This window comes from Zestosphaera sp. (assembly GCA_038727705.1).
Classification (GTDB): Archaea; Thermoproteota; Thermoprotei_A; order Sulfolobales; family NBVN01; genus Zestomicrobium.
In genome coordinates this window covers 203,698-224,067 of the sequence record JAVYVJ010000001.1, presented here as the reverse complement: position 1 = coordinate 224,067, position 20,370 = coordinate 203,698, and the positions used below count along the sequence as shown (strand labels likewise).

The window sequence follows — 20,370 nt, the reverse complement described above, 5'->3', positions numbered from 1 at the left end:
TCCTTACTTATATGTTATAAGGGGAGTTCCACGTCATACGATGACCTGACGGTCATCATACCCACTCTTAAGGAGGCAGACGGACTGAGGTACGTGTTGGACGAGGTTCTTGCCGTTGGAGTTCCTAGAGAGAACGTCCTAGTAGTCGACGGAGGCAGCGACGACGGGACTCCGGAGGTAGCCAGGGAGAAGGGTGTTAGAGTGATCTTTCAAGAGGGTTCAGGCAAGGCCGACGCTATCAGGACCGGCGTTAAAATTATTAAGACACCGTACGTCCTGATCATGGACGGCGACTACACCTACCCGGCAACGCACATACCTGAACTCTTAAACAGGGCTAGGGAGGGCTACGAACTCGTCCTTGGTTCTAGGAAGATCCTTGAGAGGGGATCGATGAATCCCGTATTCAAGTTCGGGAATTGGTTCATCACTAAGTTCGTAAACATACTCTACGGCACTAAGTTCTCAGATGTCCTGACGGGAATGTACTTGGTTAAGACGGACGTGCTGAAGGAGATCTTCTATGAGATGAGGGGCTTCAGCGTGGAGGCCGAGATATTCTCCCACGTAGCCAGCACTTCAGGGAAGATAATTGAAGTCCCAATAAAGTACAGAGTCCGGAAGGGAACTAAGAAATTGGGCATCGTGCATGGGTTCAAGATAACCTGGGACGTGGTCAGGCTCACGTGGAGGTATAACCCGAGCTACCTGTTATTCCTCTTCGGGTCAATGCTTCTAATACCTGGGCTGACGCTGGGCGCTTATGTGGCTTACCATTACTTCTTCGTGGGAGTGAATTACTTCCTCAAAGGGCTTGTCGCGATACTGATGACTTTAGCAGGTTTTCAGTCATTCTTAATGGCTATAATGTCCTTATATACGAAAAGAGCTGAGATCCGATATCTACGCAAGGTGAATGAATTGAAGGAGTTCCTGGAGAAGGTAGGAAAAACTGGGGTTGACGATAAGTGAATGCGTGCTCACTCAGTTCAGGACTTACCCTCAGCTCCCTCGGTGGTGGTGAGCCCAGCCTCCTTGGACTCGCCCTCAAGCTTCTTTAATTCTGCCTCGATCTCCTTTTCAATCTCCTCTATGGGTTTTGGCGGCGGTGTAGTCGCTAACGTGTAGCCTATCCACGCAAGGATTGCGAATACCCCCGCCACAGCCACAAACCCTGTCAGCTTGAGTATGAGTAAAGCGTACTCGGTGGCGAATACCAGCCAACCATAAATCACTATAACCAAAGCAGAGGCCACAAGGAGTAATGAACCTATGAGTTGATCCCTACCCACTTAAAGACACCCTAAGTAGATTTTATGAGGGTCAAATATATAAGGTTAGCACTTCAATCATATACGGACGTCCTTCCCTCTATGGTGCGGGCTTGACTTAAGACAGTTACTTAAACTCCTCAACCGCTCCAGCACCGTGATCACGTTCAGTAATACCCCAACAGACATCGACGCTTTAGCGTAGACCTGTTGCGAAATAATCAGTAAAGTCAGTGAGATGACCGTCAGTAGTCCCCTCTCCCCCCTCTCCATGAGGCCGACGCCCTCAAGGTTGACGCCATGTTGTATGGCTATAGCTCTTAGATAGCTTATCAGGAAGGAGGTTCCGAGAAAGAGTGTGAGTAGAACCCAGTCAATGCCTAGAAGACCTATCGAGAGTGCGAACATCAATTCCTCAACCCTATCACTCACGGAATCTAGGAGGGCGCCCCTGGGCGAGGAACTGCCTGAAGCCTTAGCCACGGCGCCGTCAAGCATATCGCAGACCAAACTCGCTACCAGGAGTGCTAATACAGCTGAACCCTCACCGAGTAAAGCAAAGCACGGGGCCACGAGACTCAGTAACAGGCCTGCGAGCGTAATAATGTTCGGAGTTACTCCTAATCTCCACAGCATTAAACCCAGGCGCAGTAGGGCAGGGGTCACTAAAACCCTAATTCTACCAAGCACCTCACGCACCACTAAGTAGAATATCCATGGCTTAAAGATATTAACCCGAAAGCAGGGTCAATAACGGTGTTGAGGAATCCGGGATCTGAGCATGTGATGAAAGCGTACTTCACTGAATGACCTCAACAGACCTCCACTCACGTTATGATCACTTCAGCTGTTCCCAGCCATCATTTATAGTCATTTTGACCTAGAACATCCTCACATCATTAACGTATAATGGCGTAATGTCAACGAATACCGAGCAATGCTTAAATAGATATAGCACGAATCAACTCAAGTTAAGGTATGAAATATGGGTTTCAGTGGTTTAGAGGGACTCAAGTGGGTTGAGCTTCACTTCACAGACCTAGCCGGCTCCCTAAGACACATTATTGTGTCCGCTAAATCCCTGAGTGAGGTTCCGATAAACGAGGCGTTCAGCAAGCTTGACGGGAGTAGTGTTAGGGGTTTTACAGGAATTGAGGAGAGCGACCTAATTCTTAGGCCTGACATTAAGACACTCACTAAACTTCCATGGGGCGAAGGTCTTGGGAGAGCTATTTGCGGTGTTTATTGCGGTGAGGCTAGGTTCCCTAAAGATCCTAGATACGTTGCTGAAAGGCTAGATAGGGAGTTTGAAGCGCTCAACATTAAGCCATTCGTCTCGGTAGAGCTGGAGTTCTTTATATTTGACAAGGTCGCGGTGGAAGTCAATCCATGGAGGCAGACCTACGAGATACATAGCAGTGAAGCACCTTGGGCGAACTCGCCATTCATGAACAGGCCTAAGGACGGGTACTACAGCACCTACCCAAAAGACAGGTTCGCAGCTCTTAAGACAGAGTTAGGTGAGGTTCTACTCAATAACTTCGGCATCGAGGTTGAGGCAATACACCACGAGGTCGCTGCGACCTCACAACATGAGATAAACTTCAGGGGCGGCTCACTCACGTATGTCTCGGACTCCGTGCAGACGGTTAAGCACGTTATCAGAGTCCTCTCGTTCATGAAGGGTTGCGTAGCCACGTTCATGCCTAAGCCCATACACGGGGATAACGGGAGCGGCATGCACGTGCACGTGAGCCTCTGGAGGGGCGGTGAGAACGTATTCTACGATCAGAACGATGGATACGCGGGCTTAAGTCAGGAGGCCAGGTACTTCATAGGAGGTCTCTTAGAGCACGGTAGGTCGCTCTCAGCCTTAGTCAACCCCACAACGAACAGCTATAAAAGACTGGTTCCAGGGTATGAAGCACCTACGTACCTGGCCTGGAGCAGGGGTAACAGGAGCGCGGCCGTGAGGATTCCCACCTACTCAAGAAGCGATAAGGCCCTCAGGATCGAGTACAGACCTCCCGACCCAAGCGCGAACCCGTACCTAGCGACAACGGCTATAGTCCTTGCCGGCCTAGATGGCATAAGGAAGAAGATAGATCCGGGGGACCCAATCGATGAGAACTTATACGAAGTAACTGCTAGGAGATCAACCCATAACATCAAGACATTGCCTAGGACTCTGGACGAAGCCCTCGACGCTCTCGAATCGGATAACGGATGGCTGAAGCCAATCTTCCCGGACGAGCTTCTGGGAAGCTACGTGGAACTCAAGAGGACGGAGTCGAAAACCGTTAACTCATACCCCACTCCAGTCGAGTTCTACAACTACCTAGACATATGAGGCCCTGACCCCAGTTCTCGGGGGACGCGGCCCTTCACTACGAGGACGTAGCTCACCATCAAAACACATACTATATATTTGCCACTGCCAGTATTTAGTGGTGATCAGCGTTGGCTGGTGTGAGGAAGCTCGTGCTCGTTACAGATAAGGACCATGCACTCCACAAGCACTTCAGCGGGTTAGCCGAGAAGCTGTCTAAAGAGTTTAACATCCCGCTAGAGTACAGGTGGAGTGATTACGTGTATGTCACTCAATACGGGGATTCAGACGAGTTAGGCCTCACGTGGTTGCCTCAGCTCTTCGCAGAGCTCGACGACGGGACCGTCGTCAAGATCCTGACACAGCCCAACCTCAGCGACTCCGGCTACCTAGATGAGGAAAGGGATTACAGGGCGTCTGCGGAGACCCTCAAGAAATACTTAAGCTGAGGGTGTGCCGCTAATTGAAAGTAAAAACAGTGGTCGCCAAGATAGTTGAGGGGGATGTGGAGAACCTGGAGGTCAGGGAAGCCACGGGTGTAGGCGATGTTGTCAAGGACGTGGTTGTAGAGCTACTTAAGACCTGGGATCCTGAAAGGCATGACCTAATAATAACCAGGCATGAGGCAAGCGAGTTAAGCGAGTTGAAGGAGAGGATTCCGGTCTACGTCCTGAGCCCCTCAAGCGAGTGGAGGGAGGAGGAGCTCGTGGAGAAGGAGATAATAGCGGTGTTTCCATACGTGAGCGATGAACTGACGAACGAGATCCTGAGAACCCTGGCAGAGTACAGCAAGTTCAAGGAATGATTTTCCGTCCGGAGGTCTGGCTCATGATGAGCGGTATCCTACCTGAACAATGATTGAAGGACCACTAGCTGATCACCTGCCCACGAAGATTCCTCCCACCTAAACCCCGTGAAGAGATTCAGGAGACGCAGTTAGTCACAGTCCAGCCTGTCGCTCACGCCCACTTCCGACGCTATTTGATTCAGTTCCCTGCACACGTTCTTATGTATCGGTACACCTATCTTGAGCCTAGTCTGCACCGTGCGCCAGGCCTTCTCCCCCGGCAACCATATTCTGTCAGCACTGGGGTGCTTTGGAAGCGATTTTATCTCCTCAACATATTTCTCCAGCCTGGAGTAGAACTCCTGCATCGACATAAAAGATTCGATGTTTATTGCCGCGAAAGCGTGCCCCACGTTAGCGGGTCTATCCCCCACAGTATAGCCGACGTGAATGCCCCAAGCAGCCCCTGAAAGCACTCCGGCGATTATGTCCACTATGAACGCTAACCCCGACCCCTTATGACCTCCGAACTCCTCCCCTAAACCCCCTAACGGCAGGATGGAGGCCCTACCGCCCTTAATTTCGCTCAGGACTCTGGTAGCGTCACCGCTGAGCAGGGACCCGTCCCTGCCTAGAACCCACCCCTCACGAACAGCCTTACCTAGCTTGGCGTAGATCTCTATCTTGCCGACAGGCACTACAGCTGTTGCGGCGTCAAAGAGTATGGGGGGCGGCCTAGGTCTAGGAATGCCCACGGCTATTGGGTTAGTGCCTAACACCCTGCTGGTCGTGTTGACGTACGCAACCAGCTTCTCAGAATTCGTCATCGAGACACCTATCAACCCCTTCTCCACAGCCTTGAGGGCGTAATAGCCGGCGATCCCGTAATGCTGGCTGTTCTGAACTAAGACTAGAGATACGCCGAAAGTCCTGGCCTTCTCAACAGCTATCTCCATGGCCTTAACGCCGACGGGATGCCCTAACCCTCTGTCAGCGTCCACCAGGGCCACAGCGCCGCTGTCTCTAAGCAACCTGATGTTGGGCCTAGGGTTAACGCAACACTTCATCAACCCGCTGACATATCTCCCAACCCTCTGAACGCCATGGCTTGAGATGCCCATAAGATCGGCCGTCACCAGCACATCAGCGACGATCTTGGAGTCCTCTCTAGGGAGTCCGGAAGCAACAAAGAGTCTCTCAGTGAATTCCTTAAGAATGTCACTCCCCACCCTCACATACTCCTCAGGAGGTGTGGGCGGTTCACGTTCATAAAGCTCGAACCTTCCTTCAGCATCAGACATGGAACGCATCCCTCTGATCTACCGCACACCAAGCTATATATTTTCAGCATACTTGACGTAGCCGATGCCCGCATTGAACAGAATCAACGAACCACCCTGACCGAATCTATCTCGATACATGCCTTCACCCTGTTCTCTTGAGTCACGTGCCTGTAGACACCCTCCGCATCCCCTCTGAAGGGGTAGAATACTGAGTCGTCTATCCACGCGTCAAGCCTCTGCCTGTGCTCACCTGCTTTACCGTGTCCTATACTAGCAACCTCAACACCGTCTACATAGAACTCGGCCCCCTCAGAGTGCCATGAAAACCTGTACTCGTGCCAGTCGGTTAGCTCAATATCCTGCATCGAAGGCTTTGAAGCCGCTATTTTTATCGGTGCCAGGAAAGGCAGTAAAGTTAAGCCGTGCTTGTACAGCGTTACGGATCGGAAGAGCTTTATAGGGTAAAACACGTTGCCCAGCTGCGCGAAGAAACCCTGAAGCGGGTACTTACCATATGCTCGAAGATAGATAAACCATATCGGGAAGCTCTGGGCAACCCGCATGGAGTGGTTCCAAAGACCCCATCCAGCACTCCCGAAATGACTTCCTGCCATCCTTACCTTAAACTCCACAGACGCGCAACACGCCCAGGGCAGGTCATCAAAGAACCCGTCGCTAATCTCCGCGTTCGAGTAGTATAACGCTTCACTAGGACCGCTACAAAGTCTGGCGACGCTGTTGAGGACCTCATAGCTGGCATAATTATCCTTTCTCCAAAGCCATCTGCCTGACGGGCTTTCAAAGCCTTCGAATAAGCTGATCTCCAACACGTCAACCCGACATACCTCTACATGATCCGTTAAAATATAAAACTAGTAGGGGGCGTTGATCTGCTACGCTGTAGCCGACGCCAGTGGTGGCATCTATGCTTCACCCTCGACTCCACGAGCCCCCTTAGATAACGTTCCTTAGAGACGGCTCAAAAAATCTCTCAACCCGTTTAGAGAGGGCTCCGGCTCTTGCTGTACGCGTCTGCCTGACCAACGCCCCCCAGATCCCCTTGATAGGAGAAGTGAGAGCGCCTGAGTTAATGTACCCTTCCTGCCTCTGCCCCTTGACCTGCCGATTAGCTGGGTCACTATGTTCTTCTCAACGAAAACCTCGGCTACCGGGCAAACACTCACGCATATTCTGCAACCCGTGCACCTAAGTGGGTCGACCTCTGGCCTCCCATCGACGACGTCAACAGCGCCTCGGGGACACCAGTTAACACAGCTAAAGCAACTCACGCACTTAAGCCACCTAACACCCACCTTAATGGCTGTGAGCACCTCCTCGAAGGCCTCGCTTGAGGAGGCGCTTAAGACCCCATCAACACTGATCTCCGTAACCCCTGCGAACGACTTAATTCTAACATACTCCCCCGCGTGTTCATGCCTATATCCAAGGACCCTCCACTGACTTAGGTAGGCCTCGAGGGGTAATGAAGGCGTCACCTTAACGGAGACGGCCTCGGCCGTCTGGGAACCCCCAGTGAGTGTAGCCTCGAACCCGGATCTAAGCACATATTCCGAAACCCACGAACGGTTGCTCAAACCCGCCCAACGCTCCACCCTCTTCCTCCCCTGAGCCCCGGGGTCATGCCACCTCCACAGGTGCTTCGTCACGTACTCCTCGGGCATCGCACGCTCTGAGAACCATCGTCTCAGGAAGCAATCCCACCTACCCCACATATCGGGGTACTTCCTCTGCAACTCATGGTACTCAGCCACATTAGCTGCGGGGCAGAGGTAGCAACCAAGCCTCTCAAACCCCTCGAAGTATAGGGGATTTACAGGCAGTCTCTTAGCGTGTATGTACGACCACAAGGCTATCTGATCCCACTCCTGAATAGGGGTCATCGAGAGCACGCTCGGCAACCACCTGTTCCTCCAGACGTTGCCTGAGAGGGACCTGTCGACCGACTCGAAGGCCCTCTGACCCACTACTGATAAGACGCCGCCTGGGAAGTTGGTCCGATATACCCTAGCTATAGGTACTAACTTAATGACTTTACAGCACCACCTATAGTCCTTGCCCGGGGGTCCGAAGACGTTGGCAGCATCCCAAAACTTTCCATCAGCGTCGGCAACAAGGGACCTCAGACCGTAGGCCCTGCTGACCTCCTCAACGTTGTGGATAGTCTCAGGGAGCTCCAGGCCGGTGTCGTTGAAGAGCATCACCGGCTCGACGCCGGCCTCGAGCGTCAGGTGGAGCGTCACCAGGGAGTCCTTACCCCCTGAGTAGGAGACAACCACCGGAAGTCCTGTCTTAGCGACCATGACGGCGACGCTCTTAACCCCCTTAGATATTCGGGATCTCACCCACAGGTCGTTCCCCTTAATCACGTCCTCCATGACCGCCCTAACCCTAACAGGTTCCTCGGGACCTCCCCTGAAGAATGTCTGCACTCTAAACCTACCCTTCTTAACTATGGCTAGAGCCTTGGGGGTTCCTGACCCATCCGTCACCACCGCCTGCTCGCCTTCCCTACCTCCCTCACCCAGAGGTTCTAGGGGTTTGGGCTTCTCGACTACAAAACTCCTGACCAGCCCCTCCTCGACAGCCAGGCCCGCACTATACTTACTCAACCTCCACCTCCAGCACATCAACCCGGGATCGAAATGAAGTCTTCCGACAACCACGCCGCCGACGATGACCTCACGCATGTCATCAACGTGCGGGACCTTATTCAAGAAGAAGAGGCCTGAGTCAAGACCCAACAACCTGACCAACGTGGAGTCGCCAAACTCGTTGGTAATCCCCTCCGCAACCATCCTCAAGTCACCGGAGAATCCAGGGCGCATGTCGCCGGGCTCCCCGACACGCAGCTCATCGCCTGAACCACCGCACTTACCGCACGTAGGCTCCCTCAACGGAATGTTGCAGTTCCTACACCAATACAGTTTAAGCCTGAGACCCCAGCGTCTCACAGACCATCCACCACCAAGACCAACTTAGCGAGCGCTCTTTTATCTCCGGGAGCGGGGTTGATAAATCGGGAGAGGCTCGCCCGGACGCGGACTGCATGTTCGCTCATACACTGCGAGACCGGAAGTCCCTCGCCCGATTCCTCAGGTAATCCAGCAGAACGTCCACACCCAACCCTTTAAGAGCGCTTATCCTGTAGGGCTCACCACCGCTAATCTCACTAACCCTCCTGCAAACATCGTTCAACCTCGCTTCATCCACCTCGTCGATCTTGTTCACAGCCACCACCAACTCCCTCCCGGCGAACATGGTCTTTATAGACTGCAAGAGGTCGAGCTGCTGCTCCACGGGGTAGTAGCTAGAGGACCTCGGATCCACCATATAGATAATCACGTCAGCGAGGAACTTGATGGCGACGAGAGCTCTTCTCTCTATCTCATTCAACTCTGATATAGGCCTGTCAAGCATTCCTGGAGTGTCGAATACCTGCATCTTTAGGTGATCAAACACGACGTGCCCGGAGACTATGTTTTTAGTCGTGAAAGGGAATGGGGAGACCTCCGGTTTGGAGGTTGATATCCTGCCGACGAGCGTTGACTTACCGACCTGAGGCATTCCGGCAACCACGACCTTAAGTGAGGTGAAGTCTATGCAGGGTAGCTTCCTAATCTCACTTACGGCGGACTCAAGCCTCCTCAAGTCCTTGTCCAGCCTCCTCATAATGGAGAGGGATCTGCCGACAAACTCCCTCAGGTCGTCCCTCGCCTCCCTGCCTGTTAAAGCCAGCTTAACCCGAAGTCTGTACTGCTTCCACAGCTTCCTAACGACCTTCCTGAAGCCGCGTAGTCTTGAGTAGAGGGTGGCGTAGTCCGTTATCCCCGAAATGGCGAGGACCTCCGCGTAGAATGGGTTTAAACCCCTCGGATTCGGGAGTTTGCTCAAGACGTTGAAAACCCTCCCATCAAGGACTTCATACATCCTGTCGAGTCTCGCTAAGTACCTCATGACTGCCTTCTTCCTCACACTCCTAGCCAGCGTGACGGGCTCCGAGTAAACCATCATTAACTCCTCCCTAACCTCATCGTATCCCCAGACCTTAACCCCTCTGAGGGCTGCGCTCAAACACTCCTCCTCCACAGCACCTCACCAGATCTCCTAATCTCCACCACCCTGTGGAGCGGTATGACAGCGTCGGCGAAGACTACCCTATCCTTCATAAGCTTCACAACATCGCTCATCCTGACCTCCTTCAGACCGCTTCCGACCTTCCTGTCCACAACCACCATAACGTACTCACCTAGCTCCTCAGGAGGGGTTGTGTGGATGATCTTCTTAATCAGTTCGTAGTTCTCAAGCCTCTTAATCGCCAACACCCCACGTCACTCACGTCCACACCACTATGTGGGTTTGAATACTTATATTCTGATTTAGCTCCACTTAATTAGGTGCTTTGTATGGCGTACGAGAGAGTGGGGACCGGAGCCACTGCAGTCGGCATCAAGACTGAGGAGGGGGTAGTCCTGGCCGCTGAGAAGAGGGTTGCTTATGGAGGGTTCGTCATGAGCAGGGGCGGGAGGAAGGTCTTCGCCGTTAAGGAAAGGTTCGGACTCGCCTTCGCAGGGCTTTTCTCAGACATACAGACCCTCAGCAGGACTATGAACGTCCTTATACACTCCTACGAGCTAGAGAACAACAGACCCATCAGCGTTCACTCGGCCGCGAGGCTGCTCTCGGTAATCCTCTACCAGAATAAGTGGTTGCCCTTCATATCCGAAGTGATTTTCGGAGGGGTTGATGAATCGGGCACACACCTCTACGTGATGGATATGCTGGGCTCTCTGATAGAGGATGTCTACGCGGCCATAGGCTCCGGAGCCCCGATAGCCATAGGGATAGTGGAGTCCAGGTATAGAGAGGGGTTGAAAATTGAGGAGGCTGCTCAGGTGGCGGTTGAGGCGGTCTCAGCAGCCATAAAGAGGGACGCTCTATCAGGAGACGGGGTTGATGTAGTCATCATAACCCCCAAGGGAGTGAGTGAGAAGACCATCACCCTAACCGCTTGAGAGGATTAGGACTGCATGACGTTTTTCAAGCAGCTCAGGGCTCAGAGGCTTCAGAGCAAACTATCAGAGCTTGTCAACACCACATACGAACCCTCAAGCGTGAGTAAGGTAGTGGGTCTGGACCTGTCGTATGTCGGCAATGTAGGGTTCGCTGTAGCCACGCTCCACAGCTACCCTGATTTAGACCTCCTCAAGTACTCGGTAGCGTCGGATGAGGTTCACATACCATACATACCTGGGTTGCTGGCGTTCAGGGAGGCGCCCCTCATGTTCGCTGCGTACGAATTGCTGAACGCGGACCCGGACCTAATACTGGTTAACGGACACGGAATAACACACCCGAGGTCCTTCGGTGTGGCATCACACGTAGGTGTGATTCTGGAGAAGCCCACCGTAGGCGTTGCCAGAAGGATACTGGCTGGGAAGGAGGTTGTAGTCGGTGAGGCTAGGTACTTAGAGCACGGCGGGGTTTTAGGGGGGTATGTGATGACTCGGGGGAACACGAAAATCTACTTGAGTATAGGGCACAAGGTGAACATAGAGTTCGTCGTCAAAACCTCCCCCACACTATTTAAAAACCACGAACTACCGGAACCAATATATACCGCTGACAGAATTTCTAAGCTGGTGAGGTCGGGAGTTGTACGTGGAGCTCGAAGGTAGGGTAGTGAAGGGCTTTGGCGTCGGAGCTAGGTACGTGGCGATGCCGCCCTACAACATAATACTCACTGAGTTGATTGAGGACGAGCCGTTCCCCGGAACACTGAATATAGAGATCGGCAAGACGTATGAGGAGTTAATCAGAGAGTGCACACCATCTTCTATAAGGAGTGTCGTAGTTAACGGGGTTGAGAGGGGAGGGTTTTACTACTGGTTCGGCAAGCTCCCTGAGCTTCCGGATGAGTGGGTCCTCATAGTTAGACCGCATCTAAGTAGACACAACCCAGACGTAGTGGAGGTGATCTCCAACAATAACCTTAGAGAGAAACTGAACCTGAATGACGGGGCGCGGGTGCATCTCAAAATATACTGCGGTAATTTATAGAAAAATTACTCAACCCTCAACACTTTTTAGTGGAGGGACCCAAGGCACTATCAACTTGCCGGTCCTATCCATCTCCGCCCAAATCTCCCACTCCCTCCCAGTCACTTCTTCAATCATATCTATCTCGCTGGCGGATAGGTGTGCGAACCTCCCCTGCAGTTGCATGTAATTCTTTACGTGTTTCCTCGGCGATGGTTTGTACGTCAGCCTGAACCTGCCGTTCTCATACTCCCACAAGACCCAGAGCCCTGTCTCCACAGCGAGTCTGGACAGCTCGACCGTCAGGTCGGGCGGCGTGAACCATCCCTTAGGGCAGGGCACTAAGACGTGTATGAATGATGGACCACCGCTTCCAAGCGCCTTGTCCACCTTATTCATGAGGTCTAGCGGAGGCCACAGAGTGGCTGTAGCCACATATCTAACCCCTGGATGTGTAGCCATGATTAGAGCAACGTTCTTCTTCATCCTCTCATTCCCTATCCTCCTAACCTTCCCCGACGGGGTGAAGGTGGTCGTCGCCCCCCAGGGGGTTGTGCTCGAAGCCTGTATCCCCGTGTTGGCGTATGACTCGTTGTCGTAAAGTACGTAGAGGAGCCTAGGGTAGTCGTAGCTCATGCCCATAGAGAGCCCGGCGAACCCTATGTCGGCGAACCCTCCGTCGCCCCCGAACACCACCACGTTAACGTCCTCTAGCCTCCTCTTACCCTTCTTCATGAGCGCCCTGAACGCTGCGGCAGTCCCTGCGCCCGCGGCACCGCCGCCGCCGAGTTGGGTGTGGAACCAAGGTACCGCGTAAGGTGATGTCAAGAACTGATGGGCATTAGCTACGTACATACAGCCCGTCGGACCTAGGACCACCGTGTTGACGCCGGCGGCCTTGAGGACTAGTCTATATGCCAGCGCAGGGCCGCATCCAGCACACGTCCTCCTACCAGACGTGTAGTAGTCTTCCGGCGGAATCTCCTTGACCGACTTGAACTGCCTGCGCTCACTGCTCATATGTCCTCACCCCTCAGCGTCAGCCAGAAGACACGCTTACCTCCTGGCGTGTCCCCCGTTCTCACGTAATCGTGCAGTATCTTCAGAGCCTTAACGAAGTCAGCAGGTTTAGGTTCCCTACCCCCTAGGAAGAGGAAGTCCAGCGCTGGCTTGGGATCGTCGTACGTCGCGGCCCTCACCTCATTGAAGAGGACCCCCGCACTGTCTGGAGAGCCGAACGAGTAGGAGAAGTCCAGAACGCCGATTCCCTCAACACCGCTTAAGACCTTCTTAAGATCCCAGGCCGGTAACGGTCTGAAATACCTTAATCGCACAACACCTGCTTTAATCCCGTCCCTCCTAACCTCATTGACGGCGTGTAATGCGTTAATAGTGTAGGCACCCATAGTCACCAAGGCTATCTCAGCGTCATCCATGCGGAACGTCTCAATAAACGGGTCATAGGTCCTCCCGACGTAGTTGGCGTAATCCCTCCACGCCTCAGCAATTACTTCCCTAGATCTTTTCATAGCTACGTCCACATGCTTTCTCTGCTCAGGACCTATCAGTGAAGGCGCTATGTGCTGCGCTTTGGTTACAGGGCCTTGAGCCGGGTCCAGCGTGTAGTGGGGTCTGTAAGGAGGCAGGAACTCGGCCACGTCCTTTTTGGAGGGCGTATCAACGGGCGCGGCTATGTGAGTTATGGTGGCACCATCAACCGCTATGAAGTGCGGTAGCATGACCCTACGATCCTCAGCAACCCGGTACGCCACTAAAGTCATGTCAAGCGCCTCCTGCGGGTCCTTAGCCCACGAGATAAGCCATCCTGAGTCCCTGAAGAATAGTGTGTCGTTCCACTCCATCCCGAAGTTCCCAGGATCGTCGAGCGCCCTGCAACCGGCGATCGCCACTACAGGCAGTTGATCCATCGCGGTGACTACTATAGCCTCGGCAGCGTAGATGAGCCCAACCCCCGAACTGCCGACGAAGGTCCTGGCACCAGCGGCTGAGGCGTGCTTCACTATCTCGAACTGCGAGTGTTCTGAGTCAGCTACTATGATCTCCGCCGTGAACTCACCGTTAGCTATCATCTCAGCGAGCGCGTTCATGACGCCCGTGTACGGCCTTATTGGGTAGGCCGCTATCACGTCCACGTCAGCTATCTTAACCGCCTCGGCTATGGCTCTAGCGCCAGTTATAGGTCTCCTCCTAGGTATTTGAACCGCCTCCAAGTCAGTTCTTGTAAGTGCCTTCACACACCATCACCTCAACAAAATCAGTAGCCATACTCTCTAGTGACCAGAGCCAGCCTCCTGAGTTCAGGATCCTCCAAACCCTCAACCCTCTCCAACTCGCTCACCATCCTGATGGCTTTGGCGGGGCACACACGAGCGCAGATACCGCAGCCCTTGCAGTACTCGTAGTCCACCTCAACGCTCTCGAAGTCTATGGAGCCGTCAGGGCAGAAGTACGTGCAGAGTTTGCAGTCCACACATTTAGCCTTATCTATCACAGGCGCCTCGATCCTGGCGAACTCCGTCTTAAACCCTATGTTCCTCCCGCCGGGATGCGGGCCGAACTCTATCAGTCCTGGGGCCATGGCCTCCCACCTAGGCATTACCCTGATCCTGTCCTCATAGCTCCTAGCCTGCGAAAGTGCTCTCTGATACTCCCTGTAGGTTTCAATGCTCCAAGGCCCTGGCCTGAATTCAGGTGTTTTAACGCTCACTCTCCCAGCCGCTTCGGACTCTTCAGCGCGGACCCTCACCTCAGTGACTGAGGCGTCCTTATATGCTGAGGCGATTGCCTCCCCGGCACCCTCATCTATCTTCAGCGCTTCTAGCGCATTCAGCACATCCTCCAAACCCACCACGTTCCACGCCTTCAGCAGAGCGCCGATCAGGCCGAACGCCACGTTCGTGTGGTACTTGCTTGCGCTGACCGTGACGAGCTTGCCGAACCAGTCGCGTGTCAACTGATACTTCTTGAGCAGTGCAAGCACCTGCGACGGGGTAAGCCCTGTGTTGACTACGAAGACCGCGTCATCCTTAATCCCGTCGAACAGCGTTGCTCTCTGAGACGTCTCCTTAAGCAGTGAGACCGAGTCCATGACCACCACAGCGTTGAAGAGCCTTCCAACAGGTTCTACCTCCTCCGGCAGGAGGACCTCAACCCTGGGATTGCCCATGACGACGTAGAACATCATCGGTATGTTAACCCGCTCCGGGGAGTCATCGTACCTCATGTAGTAGTAGGACTCACGCCCGGCGACCACGCCGGCCATAGCCAGGACTCTGGCAAGGGTTGTTGATGATCCGGTGTGCCACACACCCCTGCCGTGAATCACGACCCAAAAAAGGTCCTCCAGGACGTTGAGGCTTGATTTGCGTTCCTCAGTCAAAAAGAATCACCCCTTCACAGCAGGCCCACGAACAGTCCTGCTATAATTATCGAGATGGTGGTCACGGTTGCGAAGCCCGCTATTACGTAGGCCGGCATGAGAGCCTGGAGTATCGCCTCCCTCTCCTCCTTAGTCTCACCGACCGCGTTAGCCACCTCGTTAGCCACTAAGTACGTTGCCGGGAACCCCAGCATCTGAGCAACACCTATCCCGACGGCCAAGTTCCTAGAGCCTACGAGCCTCCATGCAGGCAGGAGGTACATGAAGACGAACACACCGAGTAGAGATGCCGCGAACACCACCACCAGCTGGTACGCGAGTATCAAGAGATCACCCGCTTTAATCTTAGCTAGGGAGGGTATTATAGATGCGAACACTATGACCATGAACCACCCGGAGCCCTTGGCCAGGTCGAGGATCTTGTTCGGCACAAGGCCGACGTAGCTGACGGCAACCCCCAGAATCAGAGCCCATATCGAGTAGTTCAGGCCTGTGAGCGAGTCCAGGAACATTGAGAGCCACGCGAAGAACGCCGTGATCGCCAGCAACACGAAGTCCGTTAAGTACCTCTGATACCTCTTACAGTCGATTACGTGGTACCCCGGATACTTCCTCTCAGCCGACTCACTCTTCTGTATCTTGATCTGCCCCTCCCTATATAGCTTAACTATCTTCCTAGCCTCCCTAACCCCAAAGTATGACGCGATTGGAGTGCCAACGAACTTCTGCACTGCATACACTAAAGTGCCCAACGCGGCTGCTAGGGCATAGCCCTTCGCCGACGCCCCGTTGACCATTATCTGGGTTGCTATTATCCCGCCGTTAATTATGGGTATGCTGACCACAGTCTCCGGCTTCCCTATCAGAACATACCCTACACCACCTAGGACGACCGCCACGGCGATCATGGAGATCACCGCCGCAACCACCGTCCTCCACTGCTCTATGAATTGACGTATCTCTATGAGGGTCCCCATGTGGAATATGAGGAAAGCTGCTGCATAGGTAGCTAAGGCGGTGAGGCCGGCCCTATCTATGAAGTTGGGTGGGAGCACTCCAGTGAGGAATCCTATCAACGCCAGCATAAGTGCGACAAACACTGAAGAGAGTTTAGCCTTAGTCACTGCAGCCGCTATATCCCCTACTGCGAAGAGAGCCAGCAACACCGCAATCCAGAAAGCCGCGTTCTCAATGGATATGGCCACCTACATCACCTCCCAATGAGCTCCAGAGCTATGTTCGCATAGAATTTGTGAAGGAGTCTGAACGTGTTCAGGTCAACCCATTCGTCAGGACCGTGATTATTACCTCCCTTAGGCCCGAAGTCAATGCACTTAACCCCTAGCGGTGTGAAGTGCCTTGAGTCCGAGGCTCCCGGAGCCTCTATCGTGTAGGCGTTAAGACCTAGATTGTTGAGAACTCTGACCGCTGACTGGACGAGCCCGTCAGTTGGCGGGACGTAGAGATACCCACCACCCTCATCAACCACGTCCACCCTGACTTCAGGCGCTATCTCCGACGCCGTGCGGACTAGCGCCTCCTTAATGACGTTGACATCCTCGGTCATAGCCCTTATATCAACCTCGACCACATGCTTGCCGTCGCGGAAGCTGTACATGTTAGGGGTTATGGAGACGCCGTTATCGCTGTAGAGCCGCACCGGCACGGCGGCTCTGCTTAAAGGCATGAGCAGGCGCAGTAGCGCGGTGAGCCCCTCATCGACCTCTACCTTCTCGCCACCGCCGGAAGGCTCAACGTACTCGATGGAGACCGTAGTTGGCAACACGTTTGTCTTGACGAAGACGCCGTCGACGCGGGCGGCCTGAAACTCCGGGTTGCTTAGCATGAAGTACGAGGCCGCGATGAGCGGGTGCGTGTCGACCCCCGGCACGAACCACGCGGAGTGTCTCGTCGGAACCACCGGAGTCCTCAGCTCGAAGCTCCTCCTCCTGAGAGTGCCTGCTATAAGCACCTTCCCCTGAGGAGCCTCCAGAATTGCTTTGAAGATCTTCCTCCTCCTGACTATAGGAGACATTCCCAAACCGTCCCCGTTGATTAGGTATTTTGGTAGTGAGTTTTCTTTGGCTAGCTTTTCAGCCAGTGCCTTAGCGCCGTGGACACCCCCTACCTCCTCGTCTGTTGTGAAGGCATATAGAACCCTTCCTTTGAGCTTGCGCCTCATCAACTCCTTGAGAGCCAGCATCACCCCCACAACGTTGCCTTTGTCATCCACAGTGCCTCTCCCGAAGGCCTTGTCCCCGACCACAGTGAGTTTGAAGGGTTCGTGAGTCCACTCATCGACCTTCACGGGCACTACGTCTAGGTGAGCCATAAACATGACTGAAGGCTCTCCCTCACCGACGCTACCGTACACTGAGTAGTACCCACCGCTTTCCAACACATTAGCCTCAACACCCCAACCAGTCAGCACGTCCTTAACCAAATCCACCGCATCCCTGCCGGGCCTCACCCCTCTAGCGGGGTCGTTCGTAGTGTTTATGCTCACCAGTGAAGCCAATAGATCCAGTGCAGGATCACCCAACTAAGAGTACACCTCAATGTGAGGTGGTTTTGAGGGGTTAAACCAGTTCTCACTAACCTGTCTTAGCGGGTCATACCAAATTAGTTCGGTAGCAACTTTTAAAGGTACCCCACAATATTTTGGCTGTGCATTAGATGCGATGATGGTGTATGAGGGGTAAGATACGGGGTACCTTAAGCATAGTTCACAAGGATGAACCACTGCACGAGTTCACGAAGGAACATAGGAGGTCATTCATCATAGTGCCTTTCGCCACCCTGATAGGTACTTCGGTCTACTACCTGGCAGAGTTTAAGGGGGGCTCAAGCGATGATTTGAGGCACTTCTTCAGGACACTTGACAGGGACCCATACGTCCTAAACTACAGGATAATTGAGAGGAGGGCTAACCAAGCCAGGCTCATAGTAACGAGGAGACAGATGGGGACTCTGAAGGCTCTGTGCCTAACTGACTCAGTCCTGAACGGACCTATAGTGATTAAGAACGGGGTGAGGTACTACCCGGTGGTGACTTTCAGCAGGAACCTCAAGCAATTACTCACGGCTATCAAGGAGAACGCCCCCACTGACACCGAGGTCTGGCTCAGGGTCGATGATGCCATAGTTAATGAGGTCGATCCATACAAGACCTTCACAACAGCTCAGGACATGGTGTCTAAACTCTCCTACATGGAGCTTAAGTCCCTCATCACCGCGTTTCAGCTAGGGTACTTCAACTGGCCTAGGTACCAGGACTCACGCGAGGTCTCCAAGTATTTGGGAATATCACGCTCGACCTTCATTGAGCACTTGAGGAAGGCTGAAAGGAAGATCATCAAGTCAATAATGGAGTCGCTTGACGTGACTCCTTAAGAAGGCGTGAGCGACGCTGAGGGTGAAGGACGGAGAGGCATCTAAGAATGATTGCGTGAACTTAAGGCGTGAGTTGTCAGGGGTCGCGGTGGAGCGGTGAATCCAACCTCATGCGATCAAACGAACTCCTCCAGCGAGTTGAGGGAGGTAGTAATTTAATAAGGGGCGGCGTTTAATGATTTTAAGGTGTGGGGCAGTGGGTAGTGTTGGTAAGGTAGGGCTTAAGGGGTATGTGAAGACCAACATCTTCCTTACGGCTTACGATGAGGAGTTTGTTCAGGAGTTGCTTAGGAGCTTAGGTGGGCGTGGCTACAGAATCCTTGAGTTCAGCAAGAGTGAGGTGGTCGACCACATCTACTTCATCTCAGTTGAGGGGGACGCGAGAGAGGTAGAGAACCAGCTCAAGGATAGAACCCCCTGGTTTAAGGTTGAGTTGCTGGAGTTTAAGTGAGGATTCCTTCGACTTAGAGGAGGTTCGCGGTTTTCAGCAATGCACGGACTCATCACCCACTCAGTCCGTGGTCCGCTCCTCACCCTCATTCCAGTCCTAACGCTAAATTTAAATTAATTGCTTGCCTCACCCTATATTCTCAGGTGGTGAGGGGTAGACTCCGCCAGATTCGTGGTCAGGGTTGACAGTAAGGGGCGTGTCACCATACCCCTCTTCATCAGGAGGGAGTTAGGGATTGAGGCAGACACTCTGGTCGAGCTGATCGTTGACCAGGCGGGCAGGGCACTACTCATTAGACCTGTAGCCCCTTCTGGGGAATATCTGATGAACCTGAACGTGGAGCTAAGCACCCCGGAGAGGGTGAGCGACCTGGTCAACCTGATAGTCGAGAGCGGCGGCGAGCTGAAAATGATTAGATGCATCCCCAACCCCCAGGAGTGTTCAGTGACCGTGAGTGTCGTAGACTTGAGGGCGGGCGAGGACATGATCAACACACTCCTAAACAAGGGATTCACGGTCAAGATTGCGGAGGAATCGAAGCAATGAATCGCGTGGTGGTCGGCTGCTGCGGATTCCCCATGTCCAGGAGTAGGTATTACGGACTCTTCGAAGCGGTGGAGCTGCAGGAGACATTCTATAACCCGCTAAACCCCGAGAGTCTTAAGCGCTGCCGTAGGGAGGCGCCCGAAGGCTTTAAATTCGCTATGAAGGGGTGGCAGGCAATAACCCATCCCCCGGAATCACCCACGTGGCGCAGGTCCAAGTTCAGACCGCCTGGAGGATGCGGGAGCAGGTACGGGCACCTAAGACCAACTAAGGAGGTGATGGAGGCTTGGGAGCTCGTGAGAGAGGCTGCCGAAGCTTTGGGAGCTACGTACGTAGTGCTTCAACTACCCCCCTCATTCACCTACAGTAGGGAGAACTTAACGAACGTCAAGGACTTCCTCTCAGCGACCTGCGGCGCGACCTTCAGAATAGGTATTGAGTTAAGAGGTGACTGGCACGGACACGATGAGGAGCTGAGGAGCGTTCTTGAGGGCTTCAGCAACGTGGTCCACGTCACGGACCCCTTCAGATGGTTCCCTCCCGCAAAACAGTCAGGCAACTGTTACTTCAGGCTGCACGGCATAGGGGGCCGTGAAGTGAATTACAGGTATAAATACAGCGCTGAAGACCTGGTTAAGCTTAAAGAGATGCTTGAAGGGCTGAAGCCTCCTTCCGAGGTCTACGTGATGTTCAACAACGTGCATATGAGGGAGGACGCCCTCAACTTCATGAAGTTAATTCACCGGCACCACAACCCCTCCAGCTAGCTAAGCAACTCTAGAGTATGATGCTCACGTAACGTGAGTTAAGTTTTTATAAGCCCCCCTAATAGGGGCTTAGACAATAAGTATGC

Annotated in this window: 23 protein-coding genes; 11 read left to right on the top strand and 12 right to left on the bottom strand. The window is 53.4% G+C overall.

Annotated elements, in window-relative coordinates:
- Nucleotides 1-9: 9 nt before the first annotated feature.
- Nucleotides 10-972 (top strand): glycosyltransferase family 2 protein, encoded by a 963-nt coding sequence (locus tag QW772_01165; GenBank protein ID MEM0037535.1) that lies wholly within the window; start codon nucleotides 10-12, stop codon nucleotides 970-972.
- Between the two features lie 17 nt (nucleotides 973-989).
- Here the strand turns inward: QW772_01165 and QW772_01160 are convergent, their stop codons facing one another.
- On the bottom strand, nucleotides 990-1,292 hold the full coding sequence (locus QW772_01160; GenBank protein ID MEM0037534.1) for a transcriptional regulator: 303 nt from the start codon (nucleotides 1,290-1,292) through the stop codon (nucleotides 990-992).
- 57 nt (nucleotides 1,293-1,349) lie between these two features.
- Nucleotides 1,350-1,961, bottom strand: coding sequence for a CDP-alcohol phosphatidyltransferase family protein (locus tag QW772_01155; GenBank protein ID MEM0037533.1), 612 nt, complete (start codon nucleotides 1,959-1,961; stop codon nucleotides 1,350-1,352).
- 295 nt (nucleotides 1,962-2,256) lie between these two features.
- Between QW772_01155 and glnA the strand changes: the two genes are divergently transcribed.
- The 3 genes from glnA to QW772_01140 all read left to right on the top strand — a co-directional run bounded on the left by glnA (nucleotide 2,257) and on the right by QW772_01140 (nucleotide 4,405).
- On the top strand, nucleotides 2,257-3,621 hold the full coding sequence (gene glnA, locus QW772_01150) for a type I glutamate--ammonia ligase (GenBank protein ID MEM0037532.1): 1,365 nt from the start codon (nucleotides 2,257-2,259) through the stop codon (nucleotides 3,619-3,621).
- A 119-nt stretch (nucleotides 3,622-3,740) separates the two neighbouring features.
- A complete protein-coding gene (locus tag QW772_01145; protein ID MEM0037531.1) occupies nucleotides 3,741-4,049 on the top strand; it encodes a hypothetical protein in 309 nt (102 codons plus the stop codon).
- Between the two features lie 14 nt (nucleotides 4,050-4,063).
- A complete protein-coding gene (locus QW772_01140; GenBank protein MEM0037530.1) occupies nucleotides 4,064-4,405 on the top strand; it encodes a DUF2286 domain-containing protein in 342 nt (113 codons plus the stop codon).
- 131 nt (nucleotides 4,406-4,536) lie between these two features.
- Here the strand turns inward: QW772_01140 and QW772_01135 are convergent, their stop codons facing one another.
- The 5 genes from QW772_01135 to QW772_01115 all read right to left on the bottom strand — a co-directional run bounded on the left by QW772_01135 (nucleotide 4,537) and on the right by QW772_01115 (nucleotide 10,010).
- Nucleotides 4,537-5,697 (bottom strand): Ldh family oxidoreductase, encoded by a 1,161-nt coding sequence (locus QW772_01135; protein MEM0037529.1) that lies wholly within the window; start codon nucleotides 5,695-5,697, stop codon nucleotides 4,537-4,539.
- 74 nt (nucleotides 5,698-5,771) lie between these two features.
- Nucleotides 5,772-6,497, bottom strand: a complete 726-nt coding sequence (locus QW772_01130) for a hypothetical protein (protein ID MEM0037528.1) — start codon at nucleotides 6,495-6,497, stop codon at nucleotides 5,772-5,774.
- A 141-nt stretch (nucleotides 6,498-6,638) separates the two neighbouring features.
- Complete coding sequence (locus QW772_01125) at nucleotides 6,639-8,642, bottom strand: phosphoadenosine phosphosulfate reductase family protein (protein ID MEM0037527.1); 2,004 nt, start codon at nucleotides 8,640-8,642, stop codon at nucleotides 6,639-6,641.
- Between the two features lie 103 nt (nucleotides 8,643-8,745).
- Nucleotides 8,746-9,762, bottom strand: coding sequence for a GTPase (locus QW772_01120; GenBank protein ID MEM0037526.1), 1,017 nt, complete (start codon nucleotides 9,760-9,762; stop codon nucleotides 8,746-8,748).
- Nucleotides 9,759-10,010, bottom strand: a complete 252-nt coding sequence (locus QW772_01115; GenBank protein MEM0037525.1) for an RNA repair domain-containing protein — start codon at nucleotides 10,008-10,010, stop codon at nucleotides 9,759-9,761. The genes QW772_01120 and QW772_01115 overlap by 4 nt, the downstream gene beginning before the upstream one ends.
- 84 nt (nucleotides 10,011-10,094) lie before the next feature.
- Here QW772_01115 and psmB point away from each other — a divergent pair, with 84 nt between their 5' ends.
- Genes psmB through QW772_01100 form a run of 3 tightly spaced genes read left to right on the top strand, consistent with a single transcriptional unit; the run spans nucleotide 10,095 to nucleotide 11,748 of the window.
- On the top strand, nucleotides 10,095-10,703 hold the full coding sequence (gene psmB / locus QW772_01110) for an archaeal proteasome endopeptidase complex subunit beta (GenBank protein ID MEM0037524.1): 609 nt from the start codon (nucleotides 10,095-10,097) through the stop codon (nucleotides 10,701-10,703).
- A gap of 15 nt (nucleotides 10,704-10,718) precedes the next feature.
- Nucleotides 10,719-11,366, top strand: a complete 648-nt coding sequence (locus tag QW772_01105; protein ID MEM0037523.1) for an endonuclease V — start codon at nucleotides 10,719-10,721, stop codon at nucleotides 11,364-11,366.
- Entirely contained in the window at nucleotides 11,350-11,748 is a 399-nt protein-coding gene (locus QW772_01100) for a DUF120 domain-containing protein (protein ID MEM0037522.1), read from the top strand. Before QW772_01105 ends, QW772_01100 begins: the two co-directional genes overlap by 17 nt.
- Before the next feature lie 9 nt (nucleotides 11,749-11,757).
- Here the strand turns inward: QW772_01100 and QW772_01095 are convergent, their stop codons facing one another.
- The 5 genes from QW772_01095 to QW772_01075 are packed head-to-tail and all read right to left on the bottom strand — an operon-like array spanning nucleotide 11,758 to nucleotide 17,669.
- The gene (locus QW772_01095) at nucleotides 11,758-12,747 is read right to left on the bottom strand and encodes a thiamine pyrophosphate-dependent enzyme (protein ID MEM0037521.1); all 990 of its coding nucleotides are present in this window, start codon (nucleotides 12,745-12,747) and stop codon (nucleotides 11,758-11,760) included.
- Nucleotides 12,744-13,982, bottom strand: coding sequence for a hypothetical protein (locus QW772_01090; protein ID MEM0037520.1), 1,239 nt, complete (start codon nucleotides 13,980-13,982; stop codon nucleotides 12,744-12,746). Before QW772_01090 ends, QW772_01095 begins: the two co-directional genes overlap by 4 nt.
- A gap of 20 nt (nucleotides 13,983-14,002) precedes the next feature.
- On the bottom strand, nucleotides 14,003-15,127 hold the full coding sequence (locus tag QW772_01085; protein ID MEM0037519.1) for a 4Fe-4S binding protein: 1,125 nt from the start codon (nucleotides 15,125-15,127) through the stop codon (nucleotides 14,003-14,005).
- Between the two features lie 14 nt (nucleotides 15,128-15,141).
- A complete protein-coding gene (locus QW772_01080) occupies nucleotides 15,142-16,332 on the bottom strand; it encodes a hypothetical protein (GenBank protein ID MEM0037518.1) in 1,191 nt (396 codons plus the stop codon).
- Between the two features lie 5 nt (nucleotides 16,333-16,337).
- Nucleotides 16,338-17,669, bottom strand: a complete 1,332-nt coding sequence (locus tag QW772_01075) for a M20/M25/M40 family metallo-hydrolase (GenBank protein ID MEM0037517.1) — start codon at nucleotides 17,667-17,669, stop codon at nucleotides 16,338-16,340.
- Between the two features lie 149 nt (nucleotides 17,670-17,818).
- On the opposite strand from QW772_01075, the gene QW772_01070 reads away from it, so the two are divergent.
- The 4 genes from QW772_01070 (at nucleotide 17,819) to QW772_01055 (ending at nucleotide 20,284) form a co-directional block, all read left to right on the top strand.
- Nucleotides 17,819-18,520, top strand: a complete 702-nt coding sequence (locus QW772_01070; GenBank protein MEM0037516.1) for a helix-turn-helix domain-containing protein — start codon at nucleotides 17,819-17,821, stop codon at nucleotides 18,518-18,520.
- A gap of 196 nt (nucleotides 18,521-18,716) precedes the next feature.
- The gene (locus tag QW772_01065; protein MEM0037515.1) at nucleotides 18,717-18,971 is read left to right on the top strand and encodes a hypothetical protein; all 255 of its coding nucleotides are present in this window, start codon (nucleotides 18,717-18,719) and stop codon (nucleotides 18,969-18,971) included.
- A 171-nt stretch (nucleotides 18,972-19,142) separates the two neighbouring features.
- Nucleotides 19,143-19,517, top strand: a complete 375-nt coding sequence (locus QW772_01060; protein MEM0037514.1) for a hypothetical protein — start codon at nucleotides 19,143-19,145, stop codon at nucleotides 19,515-19,517.
- Nucleotides 19,514-20,284 (top strand): DUF72 domain-containing protein, encoded by a 771-nt coding sequence (locus tag QW772_01055; GenBank protein ID MEM0037513.1) that lies wholly within the window; start codon nucleotides 19,514-19,516, stop codon nucleotides 20,282-20,284. The genes QW772_01060 and QW772_01055 overlap by 4 nt, the downstream gene beginning before the upstream one ends.
- The last annotated feature ends 86 nt before the right edge of the window (nucleotides 20,285-20,370 follow it).

Coding starts and splice junctions, on each gene's coding strand:
- glnA (MEM0037532.1), top strand. CDS start 2,257: ATGGGTTTCAGTGGTTTAGAGGGACTCAAGTGGGTTGAGCTTCACTTC.
- QW772_01135 (MEM0037529.1), bottom strand. CDS start 5,697: ATGCGTTCCATGTCTGATGCTGAAGGAAGGTTCGAGCTTTATGAACGT.
- psmB (MEM0037524.1), top strand. CDS start 10,095: ATGGCGTACGAGAGAGTGGGGACCGGAGCCACTGCAGTCGGCATCAAG.
- QW772_01105 (MEM0037523.1), top strand. CDS start 10,719: ATGACGTTTTTCAAGCAGCTCAGGGCTCAGAGGCTTCAGAGCAAACTA.
- QW772_01095 (MEM0037521.1), bottom strand. CDS start 12,747: ATGAGCAGTGAGCGCAGGCAGTTCAAGTCGGTCAAGGAGATTCCGCCG.
- QW772_01070 (MEM0037516.1), top strand. CDS start 17,819: ATGAGGGGTAAGATACGGGGTACCTTAAGCATAGTTCACAAGGATGAA.
- QW772_01055 (MEM0037513.1), top strand. CDS start 19,514: ATGAATCGCGTGGTGGTCGGCTGCTGCGGATTCCCCATGTCCAGGAGT.